This is a genomic window from Pseudoxanthobacter sp. (assembly GCF_036822375.1).
Taxonomy (GTDB): domain Bacteria; phylum Pseudomonadota; class Alphaproteobacteria; order Rhizobiales; family Segnochrobactraceae; genus Pseudoxanthobacter.
The window spans coordinates 1-17,510 of record NZ_DAISHT010000067.1 but is presented as its reverse complement, the minus strand read 5'-3'; the positions used below and the strand labels follow the sequence as shown (position 1 = coordinate 17,510).

Sequence of the window (17,510 nt, the reverse complement as noted above, 5' to 3'; positions counted from 1 at the left end):
TACGTCACTTTGACGACCGGCCGATGACGGGTTAGAAGGCTTCCAGTCGACACGCGCCGGTGGCGGAGACACGCACCATGGCGCCGACCGGGCAACGCCAGCCGGCGGGGTGCCGAAGAAACGGGCTCGGGCTTCTGCCAACCGGGCCGGGTCGAGAGCCCCCGGGGGCCGACGAGGGCCGGTCGCACTCACAGGACCGAGCGGAGAGGGAACGATGTCGAACGCCGACCTCAAGTCAAATCGTCCGCTGTCGCCGCATTTGCAGATCTACCGCCTGACGTTGACGATGGCGATGTCGATCGTCCATCGCATCACCGGCGGCGCGCTTTATTTCGGCACCATCCTGCTGGCGATCTGGCTGATCGCGGCCGCCTCCGGGCCGGGTGCCTTCGACGTGGTCAACGCGATCTACGGCTCGATCATCGGCCGCCTGATCCTGTTCGGCTACACCTGGGCGCTGATCCATCACATGTTCGGCGGCATCCGCCATTTCATCTTCGATCTGGGCAAGGGCTTCGAGCCTGCGGAGCGCGAGACGTTCGTCCGCATCCACCTCATTGCCTCGATCGTGCTGACGATCCTGCTGTGGATCATCGGCTTCGTCGTGGCCTGAGCGGCGCACAGGGGAAACGTTATGGGCAAAGACATGCGTACGCCGCTGAGCACCATCAGCGGGCTCGGCTCTGCCAAGGAAGGCACCGAGCATTTCTGGCGCCAGCGCCTGACCGCGCTGGTCCTGATCCCGCTCACGGTGGTCTTCGTTCTGCTGGTGATCTGCCTGCAGGGCGCCGACTATGCCTCGGCCAAGGCGATCATCGGCAACCCGTTCGCCGCCGTCCTGCTGCTGCTCTACATTCTCGTGGGCGTCTACCACATGAAGCTCGGCATGCAGGTCATCATCGAGGACTACGTTCAGGGCGAGGTCCTGAAGTGGCTGTCGCTCATCGGTAACGTGTTCTTCTCCGCAGTGATCGGGCTCGCCTCGGTCTGGGCGGTGCTCAAGATCAGCTTCGGAGTTTGATACCATGGCCGAGTTGAACGGATCCAACGCCGGCCCGGCTCCCACGCCGAGCATCAACGGCCGTGCCTACCCCTTCATCGACCATACCGTCGATGTGGTCGTGGTGGGTGCCGGCGGCGCGGGCCTGCGCGCCGTGGTGGGCTGCGCCGAGGCGGGCCTCAAGACGGCCTGTATCACCAAGGTGTTCCCCACCCGCTCCCACACCGTCGCGGCGCAGGGCGGCATTTCCGCCTCGCTCGGCAACATGGGGCCGGACGACTGGCGCTGGCACATGTACGACACCGTCAAGGGGTCGGACTGGCTGGGCGATCAGGACGCCATCGAATATCTCGTGCGCAATGCGCCGGCTGCCGTCTACGAGCTGGAGCACTGGGGCGTGCCGTTCTCGCGCACCGAGGAAGGCAAGATCTACCAGCGCCCGTTCGGCGGCATGACCACCCATTTCGGCAAGGGCCGCGCCCAGCGCACCTGCGCCGCCGCCGACCGCACCGGCCACGCCATTCTGCACACCCTGTACGGTCAGGCGCTGCGCCATTCGGCGGAGTTCTTCATCGAGTATTTCGCCATCGACCTGATCATGGAAGATGGCGTCTGCCGCGGCGTGGTTGCGCTGTGCCTTGATGACGGCACGCTGCATCGCTTCCGCGCCCACCGTACCATTCTGGCGACCGGCGGCTACGGTCGCGCCTATTTCTCCGCCACCTCCGCCCACACCTGCACCGGCGACGGCAACGCCATGGTGCTGCGCGCCGGTCTGGCGCTGCAGGACATGGAGTTCGTGCAGTTCCACCCGACCGGCATCTACGGTTCGGGCTGCCTCATCACCGAGGGTGCGCGCGGCGAAGGCGGCTATCTCGTCAACGCGTCGGGCGAGCGCTTCATGGAGCGCTATGCGCCCTCGGCCAAGGATCTGGCCTCGCGCGACGTCGTCTCGCGCGCGATGACCATCGAGATCCGCGAAGGCCGCGGCGTGGGCAAGAACAAGGATCACATCTTCCTTCATCTTGACCACCTCGACCCGGCGATCCTGCACGAGCGCCTGCCGGGCATCTCCGAATCGGCGAAGATCTTCGCCGGCGTCGATGTCACCAAGGCGCCGATCCCGGTGCTGCCGACCGTCCACTACAACATGGGCGGCATCCCGACGAACTATCACGGCGAAGTGCTGACCAAGGTCGGCGGCGATCCCGATGCGGTGGTTCCGGGCCTGATGGCGCTGGGCGAGGCGGCCTGCGTGTCGGTGCACGGTGCCAACCGTCTGGGCTCCAACTCGCTCATCGACCTCGTGGTGTTCGGCCGTGCCGCCGGCCTGCGCTGCGCCGATGTGCTGGAAAAGGGCGTCAAGCACGCCGACCTGCCGCGCGATGCCGGCCATGCCGCCGTCGAGCGCCTCGACCGGCTGCGCTACGCCACCGGCGCGGTGCCGACCGCGGACCTGCGCGCCCGCATGCAGAAGACCATGCAGACCAACTGCGCGGTGTTCCGCACCGGCGACGTGCTGGAAGAGGGCCACAAGCTCATCCACGAAGTGTGGGCCGACTCCAAGGACATCCGCGTCACCGACCGGTCGCTGGTGTGGAACTCGGATCTGATCGAGTCGCTCGAATACGAGAACCTGATCCTGCAGGCCGTCGTGACCATGGATTCGGCGCGCAACCGCACCGAAAGCCGCGGCGCCCATGCCCGCGAGGATTACCCGGATCGCAACGACACCGACTGGATGAAGCACACGCTGGCCTGGGCCGATAACGACGCCAAGACCGTCGCGCTCGATTACCGGCCGGTGCACTCCTACACGATGTCGAACGACATCGAGTACATCGCGCCGCAGAAGCGCGTGTACTGATCGCAGTGCGGTTGCCGGCCTCTGACCCGGACAGCCCCGCGGGGCCGGCCGGGTCCCGGCCTCTCAGGGCGCTCGACCGCGTTCTGGCGGGGCTGTCGCGCCGGGGAGCCGTACCTGAAGGATTGCGGCGGATGTTCCGCCGCGGTCTTGCCCGGTTCAGCCGGGGCCGGTTTGCCGATGCGACGGCGGAAGGGCTGACCTTCCGCTGTTATCCGGCGGAGAACCGGGACGATTTCGAGCTGGTCGCCAAGGGGCGGCTGCCCGAGCCGGAAGAACGGCGCTGGATTACCGCACACCTGCCGCACGGCGGCGTGCTGGTGGATATCGGCGCCAATGTCGGTGTGCACACCATCTGGGCGGCGAGCCGCCCGAAGATGGATGTCAGGGTGATTGCCTTCGAGCCCAGCCCGCTGATGCGGGCGCGGCTGTCGGCCAATCTGGCCCTGAACCGCATTCCGAGGGACCGGGTCCGGGTGGTTGCAGCGGCGGTCGGCGCTGAGGACGGGACCGGGCAGCTTTGCCTGCTTTCGCCCGGCAACGCCGGGTCGGCCCGTCTGCTGGAAGGACCGCCGCCAGCGGGGTCCGGGCCGGTGATGACAGTCGCCCGCGTGCGGCTGGCACAGGCCCTGTCCCTGGCAACCGGGGCGCCGCCCGTCCGGCCGGATGTCGTGAAGATCGACATCGAGGGCCGCGAGGACGAGGTGGTGGCAGACATGCTGGCCACCTTTCCGGCCGCCAGCCTGCCCGGTGCCGTGGTGCTGGAGGTGGCGATGAAGGAAAGCTGGCGGGCGGATGCGGTGGCGATGCTCGAGCGCGCCGGATATCGCATCGGGGCCCGCACGGACGAGAATGTGTTGATGGTCCGCACGCCTCAGGGCTGACCGGACCGGTGATCGAGAGCAACCGCCCGGACCGTTCCGGCCCCGGCGCAAGACAGTGCAAGCCGCCCGCCCGCGTTGCGGGCTGAAGAACAAGCGACCCGCAACGCGGGCCTTTCGGGGACGAGACCATGGTCCAGCTCACGCTTCCCAAGAATTCGACGATCTCCGAGGGTAAGGTGTGGCCGAAGCCGGCTGGCGCGACCAACCTGAAGGAGTTCCGGATCTATCGTTGGAGCCCGGATGACGGCAAAAATCCGCAGGTGGACACGTTCTTCGTCGACACCGACGATTGCGGCCCGATGGTTCTCGACGCCCTGCTGTGGATCAAGAACAAGGTCGACTCGACCCTGACGCTGCGCCGCTCCTGCCGCGAGGCGATCTGCGGCTCGTGCGCCATGAACATCGACGGCACGAACACGCTGGCCTGCACCAAGGGCATGCACGACATCTCCGGCACCGTGAAGGTCTACCCGCTGCCGCATATGCCGGTGGTGAAGGACCTCGTGCCCGACATGACGCTGTTCTATGCCCAGCACCGCTCCATCGAGCCGTGGCTGCAGACCGTGTCGGCCACGCCCGAGAAGGAGTGGCTGCAGAGCCACGAGGACCGCAGCAAGCTCGACGGCCTCTATGAGTGCATCCTGTGCGCCTGCTGCTCCACCTCGTGCCCGAGCTACTGGTGGAACGGCGAACGCTATCTCGGCCCGTCGATCCTGCTGCAGGCCTATCGCTGGCTGATCGACAGCCGCGACGAGGCCACCGGCAAGCGTCTCGACGATCTGGAAGATCCGTTCCGTCTCTATCGCTGCCACACCATCCTGAACTGCTCGAAGGCCTGCCCGAAGGGTCTGAACCCGGCCAAGGCCATTGCCGAAGTCAAGCGCATGATGGTCGAGCGCCGCGTCTGAACCGCCGCTCACCCGCCGACAACAGAAAGCCCCGCCTTGCGCGGGGCTTTTTTGTACCTGCCGTCCGACGTTCACCATCCCGCTGCGCGCCATCCCTCTGCACATCGGAGCCCCCGGGCCTTGTGCGGGCCCGCGCGCCCGCTGCCCCCCGTCGGGACTGAGCCGGAGAAGCCAGCCGGGGCGCAGCGTGCCGGGCCGGCCGGCGGCCCGGCGGCGCCTTGCCGGCGACAGGCGCCGGTTGCACCGATTTTCCCGGCCACCGCCGTCGATGACACCGACGGCGGCCGGCGGCTTTGGCAGGCTACTGCGCCGGCATGGCAGCCGGGAAGTTTGCCCCGCGACTGCGCCGGCACGGCTGCCGGCGGGGTTGCCCGGCTACTGCGCCGGCGTGGCCGCCGGCGGGGTTGCCCGGCTACTGCGCCGGCGTGGCTGCCGGCGGCTTGGGCTCGACGGCCGGCTTGCGCGCCACCGGCTGCGGCGAGCCGGGGCAGCCGCCGGGAATGGTCGGCGAGACGACGCACGGCGGGCGTACCGGCGGCAGCACCACGGAGAGACTGCCGTCCGGCGCGGGTATCTCCCAACCCGGCGTGCCCGGCTGCGGCGGCTTCGGGGCGCCGCTGGTGGCCGGCGGATTGCGCGCGCCATAACCGGGCGACGGCGGCAGCCCGATGCCGGCGCGCGGCGGCACATAGGGCGTATAGATCGCCGGCGGCGGGCTGTAGCCCGACTGGGCCGGCAGCAGCGGAAGGCGCGCCCCGGAAATACCCGTCGCAAGGCCGGCGGGCGCGGCCGCCGCCGGCAGCCCCGCAAGACCGATGGCCCACGATATCGCGACGGCGGCCCGGACGACGGCCGCAGCCCGGCGCCGCGCCGGGCCGGCCGGCGCCGGCAGCCCCGTCTCCGCGACCGGCGGCACCGCGTCTCGCCGGCCCGCCTTGGCTGCGCCCGCCGCCGGCCAGTCGGGGGCCGTCGTGACGCCGGCTGCCGTGGTCCCGGTTGTCTTGAACGCCGCTGCCGTGGCCCCGGCTGTCTTGGCCGCCGCCGTCTTGTCCGACGCGGCCCGGCCTGCGATGGCCCTGCTGTCCCCGGCCGTCCTGTCCGGGGCGCTCCGGCCCGCTGTCGCCCTGCCGGCCGATGTCATGCCGGCTGATGTCATGCCGGCCGTTGTTCTGCCCGATGTTGTTCTGCCCGTCGCGGTCTTGTCTGCCCCGGCCATCGCCACGCCCTCATCACGCCCGGCCGGCGCCCGCAGGCGAGGGTCCGGATGCAGAAACGGGAGGGGTTTCCCCCTCCCGCTGTCAAGTCCTGGTGTCGCTCAGGGCTTCGGTGCCGCACCCGGATCGAACGCGGGGGGCGCAGGCGGCGCGCCGCTGTCGAACGCAGGCGGCGCCCCGGTGCTGAAGCCCCCGCCGGCCGGTGCGCCGCCAAAGTCCACCGCTGGCGGCGGCGCGATCTCGATCGTCGAAATATCCACCGGGCCGTGACCGCTCTGATAGTGCGTCACGATCCACGGGAAGGCGACGACCAGCGACACCATGATCAGCTGGATGACCACGAACGGCACCGAGCCCCAGTAGATCTGCCCGGTCGTCACCGGATCGGTCATTTTCCCCGTCACGCGGTCCTTGTAGGCCCGGGTCGGCGCGACCGAGCGCAGGAAGAACAGCGAGAAGCCGAACGGCGGATGCATGAACGAGGTCTGCATATTCACCGCCAGCATCACCCCGAACCAGATGAGGTCGATGCCGAGCGCGCTCGCCGCCGGCCCCAGCAGCGGGATGATGATGAACGCCAGCTCGAAGAAATCGAGGAAGAAGGCGAGGAAGAACACCAGCAGGTTGACGACGATGAGGAAGCCGATGGCCCCGCCCGGCAGCCCGACCAGCAGGTGCTCCACCCACTTGTGGCCGTCGACGCCATAGAACGTGAGCGAGAACACGCGCGCGCCGATGAGGATGAACAGCACGAACGACGACAGCTTGGCCGTGGAATCGATCGCCTGCCGCATCAGCGTCCAGTTCAGACGCCCCTTGGCCAGCGCCAGCAGAATGGCGCCGCTGGCCCCCATGGCGCCGCCCTCGGTCGGCGTGGCGATGCCGAGGAAGATGGTGCCGAGCACGAGGAAGATCAGGAACAGCGGCGGCACCAGCACCACCACCGAACGGGCCACCAGCCGGAAGCCCGTGATCGAGCGGGCCGATCTGGGCAGCGCCGGCACGGCCTTGGGGAAGAACACCGACAGCACGAACACATAGCCGGCATAGAGACCGGCCAGAATGATGCCGGGCAGGAAGGCGCCGGCATACATGTCGCCGACCGAGCGGCCGAGCTGGTCGGCCATGACGATCAGCACCAGGCTCGGCGGAATGATCTGCGCCAGCGTGCCCGAGGCCGCGATCACGCCGCTCGCCACCCGCCGGTCATAGCCGTAGCGCAGCATGATCGGCAGCGAGATGAGGCCCATGGAGATGACCGAGGCCGCCACCACACCGGTGGTGGCCGCCAGCAGCGCACCGACGAAGATGACGGCATAGGCGAGCCCGCCGCGGATGGGCCCGAACAGCTGGCCGATGGTATCAAGCAGATCCTCGGCCATGCCCGATCTTTCCAGAATCAGGCCCATGAAGGTGAAGAAGGGAATGGCGAGCAGCGTATCGTTGTTCATCACGCCGAATACGCGCTCGGGCATGGCCTGCAGGAAATTCTCCTGAAACAGGCCGAGTTCCATGCCGAGCACGGCAAACATCAGGCCGTTGGCAGCCAGCGCAAAGGCCACCGGGTATCCGAGCAGAAGGAAGACGACGAGGCTCGCGAACATGATCGGAGCCATGTTCTCGATCAGAAACGCGGTCATGGGGACCATCCGGGCGTTCGAGAGGGAGAAGGAGCGTGGAAACGCAGCACCGCCGGCGCAGAACGCCGGCTCAGTGCGGGCCTTCCCTGTGCTGATAGGGCTCCGGGATGAGGTCCATGATGACCGCGAGGCGCTTGATGAGCTCGGAGACGCCCTGCATGAACAGCAGGGTGAAGCCCGCCAGCACCAGCGCCTTGGCCGGCCACAGGATGAGGCCGCCGGCGTTCTGCGAGGCCTCCTGAAGCCGGTAAGAACTGATCACGAACGGTATCGTATCGATAATCATCAGCGCGCAGAACGGCAGCAGAAAGAAAATGTGGCCGAAGACGTCGATCCAGTCACGGGTGCGCTTGGAAAAGTTCGAAACCACGATATCGATGCGGATATGCTCGTTGCGCATCAGCGTGTAGGCCGCGCAGAGCATGAAAACGGCCCCGAACAGGTACCATTGCAGCTCCAGCCAGGCGTTCGACGAGACGTTGAAAGCCTTTCGGATGATCGCATTCGCCGTGCTTACAATGACGGCAACGAGAATCAGCCATGCAACAACGCGACCAATCACCGTATTGACGGCATCGATCGCGCGGCTGACCATAAGCAGCGCGTTCATGACAGTGTTCCTCCCGAGGTCTTATTGAGCGCCGGTTGTCCGACGTTGTCTTGTTATGGCTCTTACCATACCCACTTTGTGGCGGCGATGCTGCACTTCTTTCACCTTTAGTCGTAGAGCAGACCGCCCCTGCCGTGCCTGCACCCCGTCGGCAAAGCCGCAACCCAGAGCAGGCGGCTCCGCTCGCCGCTCTCCCTGAGAATGAGTGTCCAATGTCCAATCTGCCTGCGCGTCTGGTCGAGGGATATGCCGCCTTCAAAGAGGGTCGCCTCGCCGTCGAGCGCGAGCGATACCGTCATCTGGCGGAAGCCGGCCAGACGCCCGAGATCATGGTCGTCAGCTGCTGCGACTCGCGCTGCGCGCCCGAAACCATTTTCGATGTCGGCCCGGGCGAGCTGTTCGTGCACCGCAACGTGGCCAACCTCGTGCCGCCCTATGCCCCGGACACCCTGCACCACGGCACCTCGGCAGCGCTGGAATTCGCCGTGACGGCGCTGGAAGTGCCGCATCTGGTGGTGCTCGGCCACGGCCGCTGCGGCGGCGTCAAGGCGTTCATGGCCTCCGGCACCAATCCGCCCACGCCCGGCGACTTCATCGGCCACTGGATCACGCTGATCGAGCCGGCCCGTCAGCGCCTGGCCTGCGACAACCCCGATCCGGCCCTCGATCCGCTGACGGCGCTGGAGCGGGCCAACGTCATCCAGTCGCTCGCCAACCTGCGCACCTTCCCGTGGGTGGCGGAGCGCGAGGCCGCCGGCCGCCTGCAGCTCCACGGAGCCTGGTTCGACATCAGCTCCGGCGAGCTGACGGCCCTCGATCCCGCCAGCGGCCGCTTCCTCCCCGTCGCTCCGGCGAAAGCCGCCTGAACGCCGCCGGCCCGGCGCGCCAGACGCGCCGGGCCTGTGCACCAGGCACACAATGCGGCGAAGTCACGCCCGCTGCCGCCATCCCGGTCACGGTTTCATCCCCCGTTTCCGGTCCCTCGCAAAGCAAAATCCGCCCGGTCCGGAAACCGGTCTGCAACGGTGAAGGCAGATGCCGGCTCAGGATAATATCTCGCGCGCGCGATCGCCGGGTTTTGCTGTCTCTTTTGCCTGCGAAGGATGATCGGGAGACGGACTGCTTACAATTCGCGACAACCTGCACTGAAGTGCCGCGCCGCCCTGCCCGGCCTATTGCCAGACGGGACAAAGGGACCGGTTGACTCCGGCGGCCCGAAGCTCTACCAGCCCCCTATCGGGGAGTAGCCACCGACGGTCATCCGCCCGCCTCCGCCGCAGCAGCACGCTGCCGGCCGCGGTGGAGGGCGCAGCCGTCGGGATCGCGTCAACAGGCTCGCACGTGGTTGCGTGGCGCGATCGGCCGAGCAAGTCGGCCCGGCAAGACCGTGGCGAACGCATCCGGCGGGCCGGATGCAATCCGTTCGCCCGGTTGGCACGCCCGCAGGATCAGCCTGCTTTGGATCGCACCCTGTCTCTGGCTCTTGGCTCCATCGTCATTGGTGTGACGGTGCTGGGCCTCAAATATCTGGCCTTCGTCCTGACCGGCTCCGTGGCGCTCTATTCCGACGCGCTGGAGAGCATCGTCAATGTGGCCACCGCCATCACGGCCTTCCTCGCGGTGCGCCTCAGCGCGATGCCGCCGGACACCAACCACCCCTACGGCCACACCAAGGTGGAATATCTGTCGTCGGTGCTGGTCGGCGTGCTCATCGTGGTGGCGGCGCTGATGATCCTGCGCGAGAGCTACTACGGCTTCATCAATCCCCGTCCGCTGGATGCCCCGGCGCAGGGTCTGGCGGTCAACGCGCTTGCCAGCGTTCTGAACGGGGCATGGTGCTGGGCGCTCATCCGCTTCGGCCGGCGCTGGCGCTCGCCCGCCCTCGTCGCCGACGGCCGCCATCTGCTGACCGACGTGCTGTCCTCGGTCGGCGTCCTCATCGGCGTCAGTCTGGTGGCGCTGACCGGCGTGCTGTGGCTCGATCCGGCCATTGCCTCGCTCGTCGCCGTCAACATCCTGTGGGCGGGATGGAAGCTGATGCGCGAATCCATCGCCGGCCTGATGGACGAGGGCGCCTCGCCGGAGACGATGGCGATGATCCGCGAGATCATCTCCGTCAACGCCTCCGGCGCCATCGAGGCTCACGACGTGCGCTCGCGCCACGCCGGCCGCGTCACCTTCATCGATTTCCACCTCGTGGTGCCCGGCTCGATGACGGTCTCGGATGCCCATGTCATCTGCGACCGGATCGAGGATGCTCTCGAAGATGCCATCGACGGCGCCCGGGTGGCGATCCATGTCGAGCCGGAAGAAAAGGCCAAGCACAGCGGCGGCGTACCCGTGCTATGACAGCGCCATGACGGGTGCCATGACGGGCAGCATGACGGGCAGTCCGCCCGGCCTGTGACGGCCCCCGACAGCACAGGGCCCGGCAACGGCACGATGACGGCAGGAAACATGGCGGCTTGCAGACCGGCGGGACGGACGGACGAAAACGGGTGCTCCCGCCCCGGCGCGGTGCCGCGCGGAGCAGGCCGATGACGGAAGCCGCGCCGCGGCGCCGCCAGCGGGTTGTGGCGGTCGGCCGCCTGCCCCCGCCGCTCGACGGAACGGCCCGCGTCAGCGAGGTCATGGTGGCCGTGCTGGCGGAGGCCGGGCTGCTGACGGAAGCGATCAACATCGGCCCGCCGGACGATGCCGGCGGCCGCAATGCCCGGCTCCGCCGCCTCGGCCGTGCGCTGCGTGCCTGCTGGCGGCTCGGCGTGCTGCGCCGGCGCGGGGCCGATACGCTCTACATGCCGTGCGATATCGGGCTGGCCGTCGGCCTCAACGTGCTGGTGGCGGCGGCGGCGCGGCTGCTGGGCTACCGCGTCTGGCTGCACCACCACAATTTTTCCTATATCAGCCGCTGGCAGGCCGGCATGGCGGCCCTTGTCGCGCTGTCGCCGCGGCGCACGCGCCACATTGTGCTGTGCGCCGGCATGGGGGCGGAACTCGGCGTGCGCTATGGCTGGGTGTGGCGGTGGCGCAAGGCGGCGCCGGTGCTGCTGCCCAACGCCTTCATGGTGCCGGCGGCCGCCGGCGCCACCCGGCCCGCCGGCCCGCTGGTGATCGGCCACCTCGCCAACCTGTCGGTCGCGAAGGGCACGGTGCGCTTCGTCGCACTGTTCCGGCGGCTGCGCCTGCGCGGCGTCGATGTGATCGCCCGCGTCGCCGGGCCGGTGGGCGATGCCGCCACCCGGCAGGCGCTGGAGGCGGCGGCGCTGGAGTTTCCCGGCAGTTTCCGCTGGGGCGGACCGCTGAAGGGCGCCGCCAAGCGCGCCTTCTACGACGCCATCGACGTGTTCGTGCTGCCCTCCACCTCCGCCAACGAGGCCCAGCCGCTGGTGCTGCTGGAGGCGCTGGCCCGCGGGGCGGCCATTGTGGCCATCGACCGCGGCTGCATCGGCTGCGACCACGGCGAGGCGCCGGGGGCCATTTTTCCCGACCATCGCTTCGACGACGACGCGGAGCGCTATCTCGCCACCCTGCCGGTCACCATGGAGGCCCGCGACCGCAGCGCCGCGGCGGCGCTGGCGCACCTGCGCCGGCTCAATGCCGACGCGCTGGAGCGGCTGCGCCTGCTCATCGACGAGATGGGCGACGCCTGAGCCCGCAAATCAGCCGGCGATCGCCGGCGGCCGCGTGGCATAGAGCATGTAGTTCACGTCGAGATCGCGCGGGTGCAGGTTCCACGCCCCGGTAAAGGGATCGTAGGTGACGCCGGTGCGCCCGGCGATCGTCAGCCCGGCAGCGGTGATGGCGGCTTCCAGCTCGGCCGGCTTCACGAACTGGCTCCAGGTGTGGGTACCGCGCGGCAGCCAGCCCAGCACATATTCCGCCCCCACGATCGCCAGCGCGAACGCCTTGGCGGTGCGGTTGAGCGTGGCGGCGAACATCAGCCCGCCCGGCCGCACCATCGAGGCGCAGGTGGCCAGAAAGGCCGGCACGTCGTTGACGTGCTCGATCACCTCCATGGCCAGCACCACGTCGAAACGCGCGCCGGAGGCCGCCAGCGCCTCGGCGGTGGTGGCGCGGTAATCCACGCCGACGCCGGCGCGCTCGGCATGAAGCCCGGCGACCGCGATGTTGGTGGGCGAGGGATCGACCCCCGTCACCGCCGCGCCGAGACGGGCGAGCGGCTCTGAAAGCAGCCCGCCGCCGCAACCGATATCCACCAGCGACAGGCCGCCGAGCGCCGCGGTATCGGCAGCATCGCGGCCGAAGTGGCGGCAGATGGTGGCCTTCACATAGTCGATGCGCACCGGGTTGAAGCGATGGAGCGGGGCGAACTTGCCGGTCGTGTCCCACCACTCCTCGGCAATGGCCGAGAAGTGAGCCACCTCTTCGGGCTTCACGCTCGGCGCATTCGGTTCAGCTTCGCTCATCGACCGGACTCCCTGGCAGTTCGCCGCGCACATTAGAGCAAAACGGACGGGAAAAGAATCGCGCGGCGGCGCGCTTTTTCGCCCGCAGCCCGCGCCTTGACAGCGGCCGGCGCCGCCGCAACCCTTCTGCGACACACAGAAGCCGTGCGACCGGCACGCAGGACGAGGAGACCCGCCATGATCGATCCCCGCAAGCTGCTCGACCAGCTTCTCGGCGCCGGTGGCGAAAAGGGCGCCGCCGCCGGCGGCCTCGACCTTGGCAAGGTGCTGCAGCAGGGACTTGAGGCCCTGAGCGGCAGCAGCCCGGCCGAAAACCGGCCCGCCGCGGGCGCCCCGGCGCCGGCCGCCCCCGCGGCCCCGGGTGGCGCTGCGGCCGGCGACGACCTGTCCGCCACCATCGGCAATGCCATCGGCGGCAAATTCGGCACCGAGCTGGGCGGCAAGCTGGGGGCGCAGTTCGGCGGGCTGGCCGGCGGCGCCCTTGCCGGCGGGCTGGTCTCGATCTTGCTCGGCAACAAGTCGATCCGCAAGATGAGCGGCAAGGTGCTGACCTATGGCGGCCTCGCCGCGGTCGGCGCCATTGCCTACACCGCCTATCGCAACTGGCAGGCCGGCAAGAGCGGCGAGGCCGCCCCCGCCGCCGCGCCGCCGCAGCTGCCGCCGCCCGGCTCGCCTTTCCACCCCGATGTCACGCCCGGCGGACCGGCCGCGCTGGCCGAAACGCTGGTGCACGCCATGATCGTGGCCGCCAAGGCCGACGGCACCATCGACGAGCACGAGCGCGGCCGCATCCTCGCGCAGCTCGAACGGCTCGGCGTGGGCAGCGACGTGCGCGCTTTTCTCGATGCCGAACTGGCCCGGCCTCTGGATATCGACGGCGTGGTGAAGCGGGCGACCACGCCGGAACTCGCCGCAGAGATCTATGCCGCCTCGCTGCTGGCACTGGGCAGCCCGCCCGATGCGGTGGGAACGGCCTATCTGACGCTGCTGGCCGCACGCCTGCGGCTGGACCCCGGCCTGCGCAGCGCGCTTGAGGCGGCTGTCGCCAGCGCGTGACGGCCGGCGGCTGACTGCAATCGCCCGAAACGCGCCGGCCGGGTTGCGGGATCAGGCCGGCGCGGCGGCCCGGAGGCGGCGCGCCATGTGCGGGCGGATCAGCGCGGCCACCAGCACCAGAACGGCGACGCCGATGGTGATGCCGACCACCCGTTCCACCACCGGCAGAATACTGGCCGGCGGCCCGGCGCCGGTCACCAACCCCATCAGGAAGGCAAGGCCGCCCTGCGTGCCGTAATAGGCGGTCTTCGGGTTGCCCTGATGCACGAAGGCAAGCAGGAACAGCCCGGTAAACAGCGACAGCGACCACAGGAACAGCGAATCCGGCAGCACGATGGCCAGCAGAATGCCGCCGGCGCCGCCCACGAGGCAGCCGATCAGGCGCTGGCGGGAGCGCGTCCGCATCTGCCCGATGTCGCGGTCGACCAGCACCAGCGTGCTGATGAACACCTGCATGATGCTGGGCAGATCCAGCGCCAGCCACAGCACCAGCAGCAGCGGCGGAATCAGCGCCGCGATGAGGGCGGTGTGCTCCACGGCCATCCACTGCGCGCTCGCCGCGCTGCCCGCCGCCGGGCCCGCCGGAGCGGCCGCCGGCGCGTGCAGGGGCCCGCCGTGCTGTGCCGCCGGATTGAGGATGATCGCCACCACGCTGTAGGTAACGATGCCGGAGGTGATCTCGAACCAGCGATTGAGCACGAACGGGGCCAGAGACGCCGGCTCCGTGACCGCCGCCAGCACGGCCATGGTGGCAGTGAGGCTGAACACCAGCCACGCATAGGCATAGGCGCTGCTGAAGCGCTGCCAGGCGCCGATCCACGCCACCAGCGACAGCGCGAGGGCCACCGGAAAAAGACCCGGCCCGACCAGAAGCGCCCCCAGCCAGTACCCCGCCAGACAGCCGCAGATCGTGCCCAGAAAGCGCATGCCGGCCTTGGCCAGCAGGGCATGGCGATCGTTGCCGGCCTGCGCGATGACCCAGGCCGAAATGCCCGCCCACCACGGGTCTGCCAGATGCAGCGCCAGCGCCACCATCACCGCCGCCCACACGCCGCAGGCCGCCACCAGCGCCTGATAACCCGGCGAGGCCCGCAGCGGCCGTGCCGCCGCGACGACAGCCGGCGGGGCGGCGGCCGGAGCCGCCGCGACAGGCGGAGCTGCGGCCGGTGTGTCGTTCACGGCGTGCCCCCCGGAGCGGCGCTCGCCGGCGAAGGCCCGCCGGCCTCTTCCCGCGTCTGCGGCCGGATTTCGCCGGCCGCGCTCTGGGTGGGATCGATGAACATCAGCACGCTGGCGTCGGCACCGTCGAACAGCCGGCGCCGCTGCGGCAGGTCGCCCAGCGAGATTTCCACCGGGAAGCGGCGCTGCAGCCGCACCCAGTCGGGATCGACGGACACCGACGGCAGTACGCCGAACTGCGTTTCCGGCCGCTCCACGCCGCGCGCCACCGAGCGGACCGTGCCGGTGTGGATCGTCCACGGATCGGAGGCCAGCCGCACATAGACCGTCTGGCCCGGACGGATGGTGGCGACATACTGCTCCTTCATGTTCGCCACCACCCGCCAGCCGGTGTTGGTGACGATGGCCAGCAGCGGATCGCCCACCTTGATGTAATCGCCGGCGCGGATCAGGAACGGCGAGACCGCACCGTCGACCGGTGCGACCAGCCGGGTGCGCGACAGGTTCCACTGCGCCAGCGCAAGTTCGGCCTGCGCCACCTTGACCGCGGCCTGCCGCACGCTGACCGTGCGCACGGCGGCGGCAACCGCCGCCCCGGCGGAGGCCACTGCGGCGTTGGCGACATCGAGGTTGCGGTCGGCATTGTCGAGATCCTGCTGCGAGACCGACCCGCTGCCGACGATGGCGGCGATGCGCTGCTGCTGCAGCCTCGTATCGGCCTGCCGGGCGCTGGCGCCCTGCAGCCGGTCGCGCGCCACCTGCACCTCGTCGTCGGCATCGAGCGCATTGGCCTGCGCCAGCTCCACCGCGGCGGTGGCCTTTTCGACGGCGATCCGGAACGGGCGCGGATCGATCTCCGCCAGCAGGTCGCCGGCCCGGACGGTCTGGTTGCGGTTGACGGCGATGGTCGCGATGCGGCCCTCCACCTCGGGCGAAACCGCCACCACGTTGGAGAGCACGAACGCATCCCAGGTGTAGGCCACAAAGGCGGTAACCGCCTGATAGAGCAGGAACAGCAGCGCGACAGCCGCGATGACGGTGAGGCCGGGGTGACGGCCGAACAGGCGGTCGCGGAGGAAGGCGAGCATGACTGCAGGTTCCTGAAGGACGGCAGACCGGGACGACCGTTCTTTTGTGCCCGCGCGCAGTGGCGGGCGCAAGGCGGGGGGACGATGGCGGGCGGGCGGAGCCGTCCCCCCGCCCTGTGCCCCGGGGCTGCAAAACGACAGCGGCCCGCGGATCGCTCCGCGGGCCGCCGGGCAGGTTCTGCCCTGCCCGGATTGCTCCGGGCAGGACGAAAACCGGGATCAGCCTCAGTAGTGGTAGGCCGATTCGCCGTGGGAGGTGATGTCGAGACCCTCGCGCTCGGCTTCCACCGGCACGCGCAGGCCGACGATCAGGTCGATGACCTTGAAGATGATCAGCGAGCCGATACCGGTCCACAGCAGGGTGACGACCACGGCCTTGAACTGCACGAACACCTGATGGCCCATCGCGTAGTCGGCCACGCCGGCGCCGCCGAGAGCCGGCGACACGAGCACGCCCGTGGCGATGGCGCCGATGATGCCGCCGATGCCGTGCACGCCGAACACGTCCAGGCTGTCGTCATAGCCGAGGCCGTTCTTCACCGTGGTGACGAAGAAGAAGCAGACCGGCGAAACGATCAGGCCGAGGATGAGGGCGCCCATCGGGCCGATGAAGCCGGCGGCCGGGGTGACGGCCACGAGGCCGGCAACCGCGCCGGAGGCCGCGCCGAGCATCGAGGGCTTGCCGTGGAACATGGCTTCCACGACCGACCAGGACAGAATGGCCATGGCGGTGGCGGCGAAGGTGTTGATCATGGCGAGCGCGGCGGTGCCGTTGGCAGCCAGAGCCGAACCGGCGTTGAAGCCGAACCAGCCGACCCACAGCAGCGAGGCGCCGACCATGGTGAGGGTCATGGAGTGCGGCGGCAGGGCTTCCTTGCCGTAGCCGATGCGCTTGCCGACGAGGATGGCGCCGATCAGGCCCGCCACACCGGCGTTGATGTGAACGACGGTGCCGCCGGCGAAGTCAAGCGCGCCCCAGTCGAAGATGAGCGCGCCGGCGCCGCCCCACACCATGTGGGCGATCGGCAGGTAGACGAACGTCAGCCACAGGATGGAGAACAGCAGAACGGCCGAGAACTTCATGCGCTCGGCGAAGGCACCGACGGCCAGCGCCGGGGTGATGGCGGCGAAGGTCATCTGGAAGCAGACGAACACGAACTCGGGGATCGTGCCGCTCAGCGTATCCGGCTTGATGCCGGCGAGGAACAGCTTGTCGAAGCCGCCGATGAAGGCATGCAGCGAACCGCCGGAGGTGAAGGCGAGGCTGTAACCGTAAACGCACCAGGCGACGACCATCAGCGCGGTGATCGCCAGCACCTGCATCAGCACCGAGAGCATGTTCTTGGTGCGCACCAGACCGCCGTAGAACAGCGCCAGACCCGGCACCGTCATCAGCAGCACCAGCACGGCCGAGGTCATCATCCACGCGGTGTCGCCGGTGTTGATGGTCGCAACGGGCGCAGTGGCCGGAACGGCGGCATCCTGGGTTTCCTGGGCAAAGGCCATGCCCGAGGCGAGGAGGGTGAGCGCTGCCGCCGGAAGAAGCGGGCGCGTGAGGGCCTTAAAGGTCATTGACATCTCTCTCCTTGGAATTCGGTCGGGGATGAACCGCGTCACCCGCCTCAGAGCGCGTCGGCGTC

Annotated in this window: 16 protein-coding genes; 9 read left to right on the top strand and 7 right to left on the bottom strand. The window is 69.1% G+C overall.

Going from position 1 to position 17,510, the window contains the following annotated elements:
* The first annotated feature begins 214 nt into the window (after positions 1-214).
* From sdhC to V7067_RS08615, 5 genes are all read left to right on the top strand, one after another.
* Entirely contained in the window at positions 215-613 is a 399-nt protein-coding gene (gene sdhC / locus V7067_RS08635) for a succinate dehydrogenase, cytochrome b556 subunit (protein WP_334175489.1), read from the top strand.
* 33 nt (positions 614-646) lie between these two features.
* Positions 647-1,021 (top strand): succinate dehydrogenase, hydrophobic membrane anchor protein, encoded by a 375-nt coding sequence (sdhD, locus tag V7067_RS08630; protein ID WP_334175488.1) that lies wholly within the window; start codon positions 647-649, stop codon positions 1,019-1,021.
* A 4-nt stretch (positions 1,022-1,025) separates the two neighbouring features.
* Positions 1,026-2,867 (top strand): succinate dehydrogenase flavoprotein subunit, encoded by a 1,842-nt coding sequence (gene sdhA / locus V7067_RS08625; RefSeq protein WP_334175487.1) that lies wholly within the window; start codon positions 1,026-1,028, stop codon positions 2,865-2,867.
* 131 nt (positions 2,868-2,998) lie between these two features.
* The gene (locus V7067_RS08620; protein ID WP_334175486.1) at positions 2,999-3,748 is read left to right on the top strand and encodes an FkbM family methyltransferase; all 750 of its coding nucleotides are present in this window, start codon (positions 2,999-3,001) and stop codon (positions 3,746-3,748) included.
* 128 nt (positions 3,749-3,876) lie between these two features.
* Positions 3,877-4,656, top strand: a complete 780-nt coding sequence (locus tag V7067_RS08615; RefSeq protein WP_334175485.1) for a succinate dehydrogenase iron-sulfur subunit — start codon at positions 3,877-3,879, stop codon at positions 4,654-4,656.
* Between the two features lie 412 nt (positions 4,657-5,068).
* On the opposite strand, the gene V7067_RS08610 is transcribed toward V7067_RS08615, so the two are convergent.
* The 3 genes from V7067_RS08610 to V7067_RS08600 form a co-directional block, all read right to left on the bottom strand.
* The gene (locus tag V7067_RS08610; protein WP_334175484.1) at positions 5,069-5,572 is read right to left on the bottom strand and encodes a hypothetical protein; all 504 of its coding nucleotides are present in this window, start codon (positions 5,570-5,572) and stop codon (positions 5,069-5,071) included.
* A 399-nt stretch (positions 5,573-5,971) separates the two neighbouring features.
* Positions 5,972-7,510 carry a TRAP transporter large permease subunit gene (locus tag V7067_RS08605; RefSeq protein WP_334175483.1) on the bottom strand — a complete coding sequence of 513 codons (1,539 nt, stop codon included), beginning with the start codon at positions 7,508-7,510 and terminating at the stop codon, positions 5,972-5,974.
* A gap of 70 nt (positions 7,511-7,580) precedes the next feature.
* On the bottom strand, positions 7,581-8,120 hold the full coding sequence (locus V7067_RS08600) for a TRAP transporter small permease subunit (protein WP_334175482.1): 540 nt from the start codon (positions 8,118-8,120) through the stop codon (positions 7,581-7,583).
* 212 nt (positions 8,121-8,332) lie between these two features.
* On the opposite strand from V7067_RS08600, the gene V7067_RS08595 reads away from it, so the two are divergent.
* The 3 genes from V7067_RS08595 to V7067_RS08585 all read left to right on the top strand — a co-directional run bounded on the left by V7067_RS08595 (position 8,333) and on the right by V7067_RS08585 (position 11,770).
* Positions 8,333-8,986: a carbonic anhydrase gene (locus tag V7067_RS08595; RefSeq protein ID WP_334175481.1), complete on the top strand. Its 654-nt coding sequence runs from the start codon at positions 8,333-8,335 to the stop codon at positions 8,984-8,986.
* Positions 8,987-9,578: 592 nt separating this feature from the next.
* The gene (locus V7067_RS08590; RefSeq protein WP_334175480.1) at positions 9,579-10,469 is read left to right on the top strand and encodes a cation diffusion facilitator family transporter; all 891 of its coding nucleotides are present in this window, start codon (positions 9,579-9,581) and stop codon (positions 10,467-10,469) included.
* Positions 10,470-10,657: 188 nt separating this feature from the next.
* Positions 10,658-11,770, top strand: a complete 1,113-nt coding sequence (locus V7067_RS08585; RefSeq protein ID WP_334175479.1) for a glycosyltransferase family 4 protein — start codon at positions 10,658-10,660, stop codon at positions 11,768-11,770.
* Between the two features lie 9 nt (positions 11,771-11,779).
* On the opposite strand, the gene ubiG is transcribed toward V7067_RS08585, so the two are convergent.
* Positions 11,780-12,547, bottom strand: coding sequence for a bifunctional 2-polyprenyl-6-hydroxyphenol methylase/3-demethylubiquinol 3-O-methyltransferase UbiG (gene ubiG / locus V7067_RS08580; protein ID WP_334175478.1), 768 nt, complete (start codon positions 12,545-12,547; stop codon positions 11,780-11,782).
* A gap of 177 nt (positions 12,548-12,724) precedes the next feature.
* Here ubiG and V7067_RS08575 point away from each other — a divergent pair, with 177 nt between their 5' ends.
* Positions 12,725-13,603: a tellurite resistance TerB family protein gene (locus V7067_RS08575; protein WP_334175477.1), complete on the top strand. Its 879-nt coding sequence runs from the start codon at positions 12,725-12,727 to the stop codon at positions 13,601-13,603.
* A 51-nt stretch (positions 13,604-13,654) separates the two neighbouring features.
* On the opposite strand, the gene V7067_RS08570 is transcribed toward V7067_RS08575, so the two are convergent.
* From V7067_RS08570 to V7067_RS08560, 3 genes are all read right to left on the bottom strand, one after another.
* Positions 13,655-14,782 carry an FUSC family protein gene (locus V7067_RS08570; protein ID WP_334175476.1) on the bottom strand — a complete coding sequence of 376 codons (1,128 nt, stop codon included), beginning with the start codon at positions 14,780-14,782 and terminating at the stop codon, positions 13,655-13,657.
* Positions 14,779-15,870: an HlyD family secretion protein gene (locus tag V7067_RS08565; RefSeq protein ID WP_334175475.1), complete on the bottom strand. Its 1,092-nt coding sequence runs from the start codon at positions 15,868-15,870 to the stop codon at positions 14,779-14,781. The genes V7067_RS08570 and V7067_RS08565 overlap by 4 nt, the downstream gene beginning before the upstream one ends.
* A gap of 225 nt (positions 15,871-16,095) precedes the next feature.
* The gene (locus V7067_RS08560) at positions 16,096-17,448 is read right to left on the bottom strand and encodes an ammonium transporter (RefSeq protein WP_334175474.1); all 1,353 of its coding nucleotides are present in this window, start codon (positions 17,446-17,448) and stop codon (positions 16,096-16,098) included.
* Between the last annotated feature and the right edge of the window lie 62 nt (positions 17,449-17,510).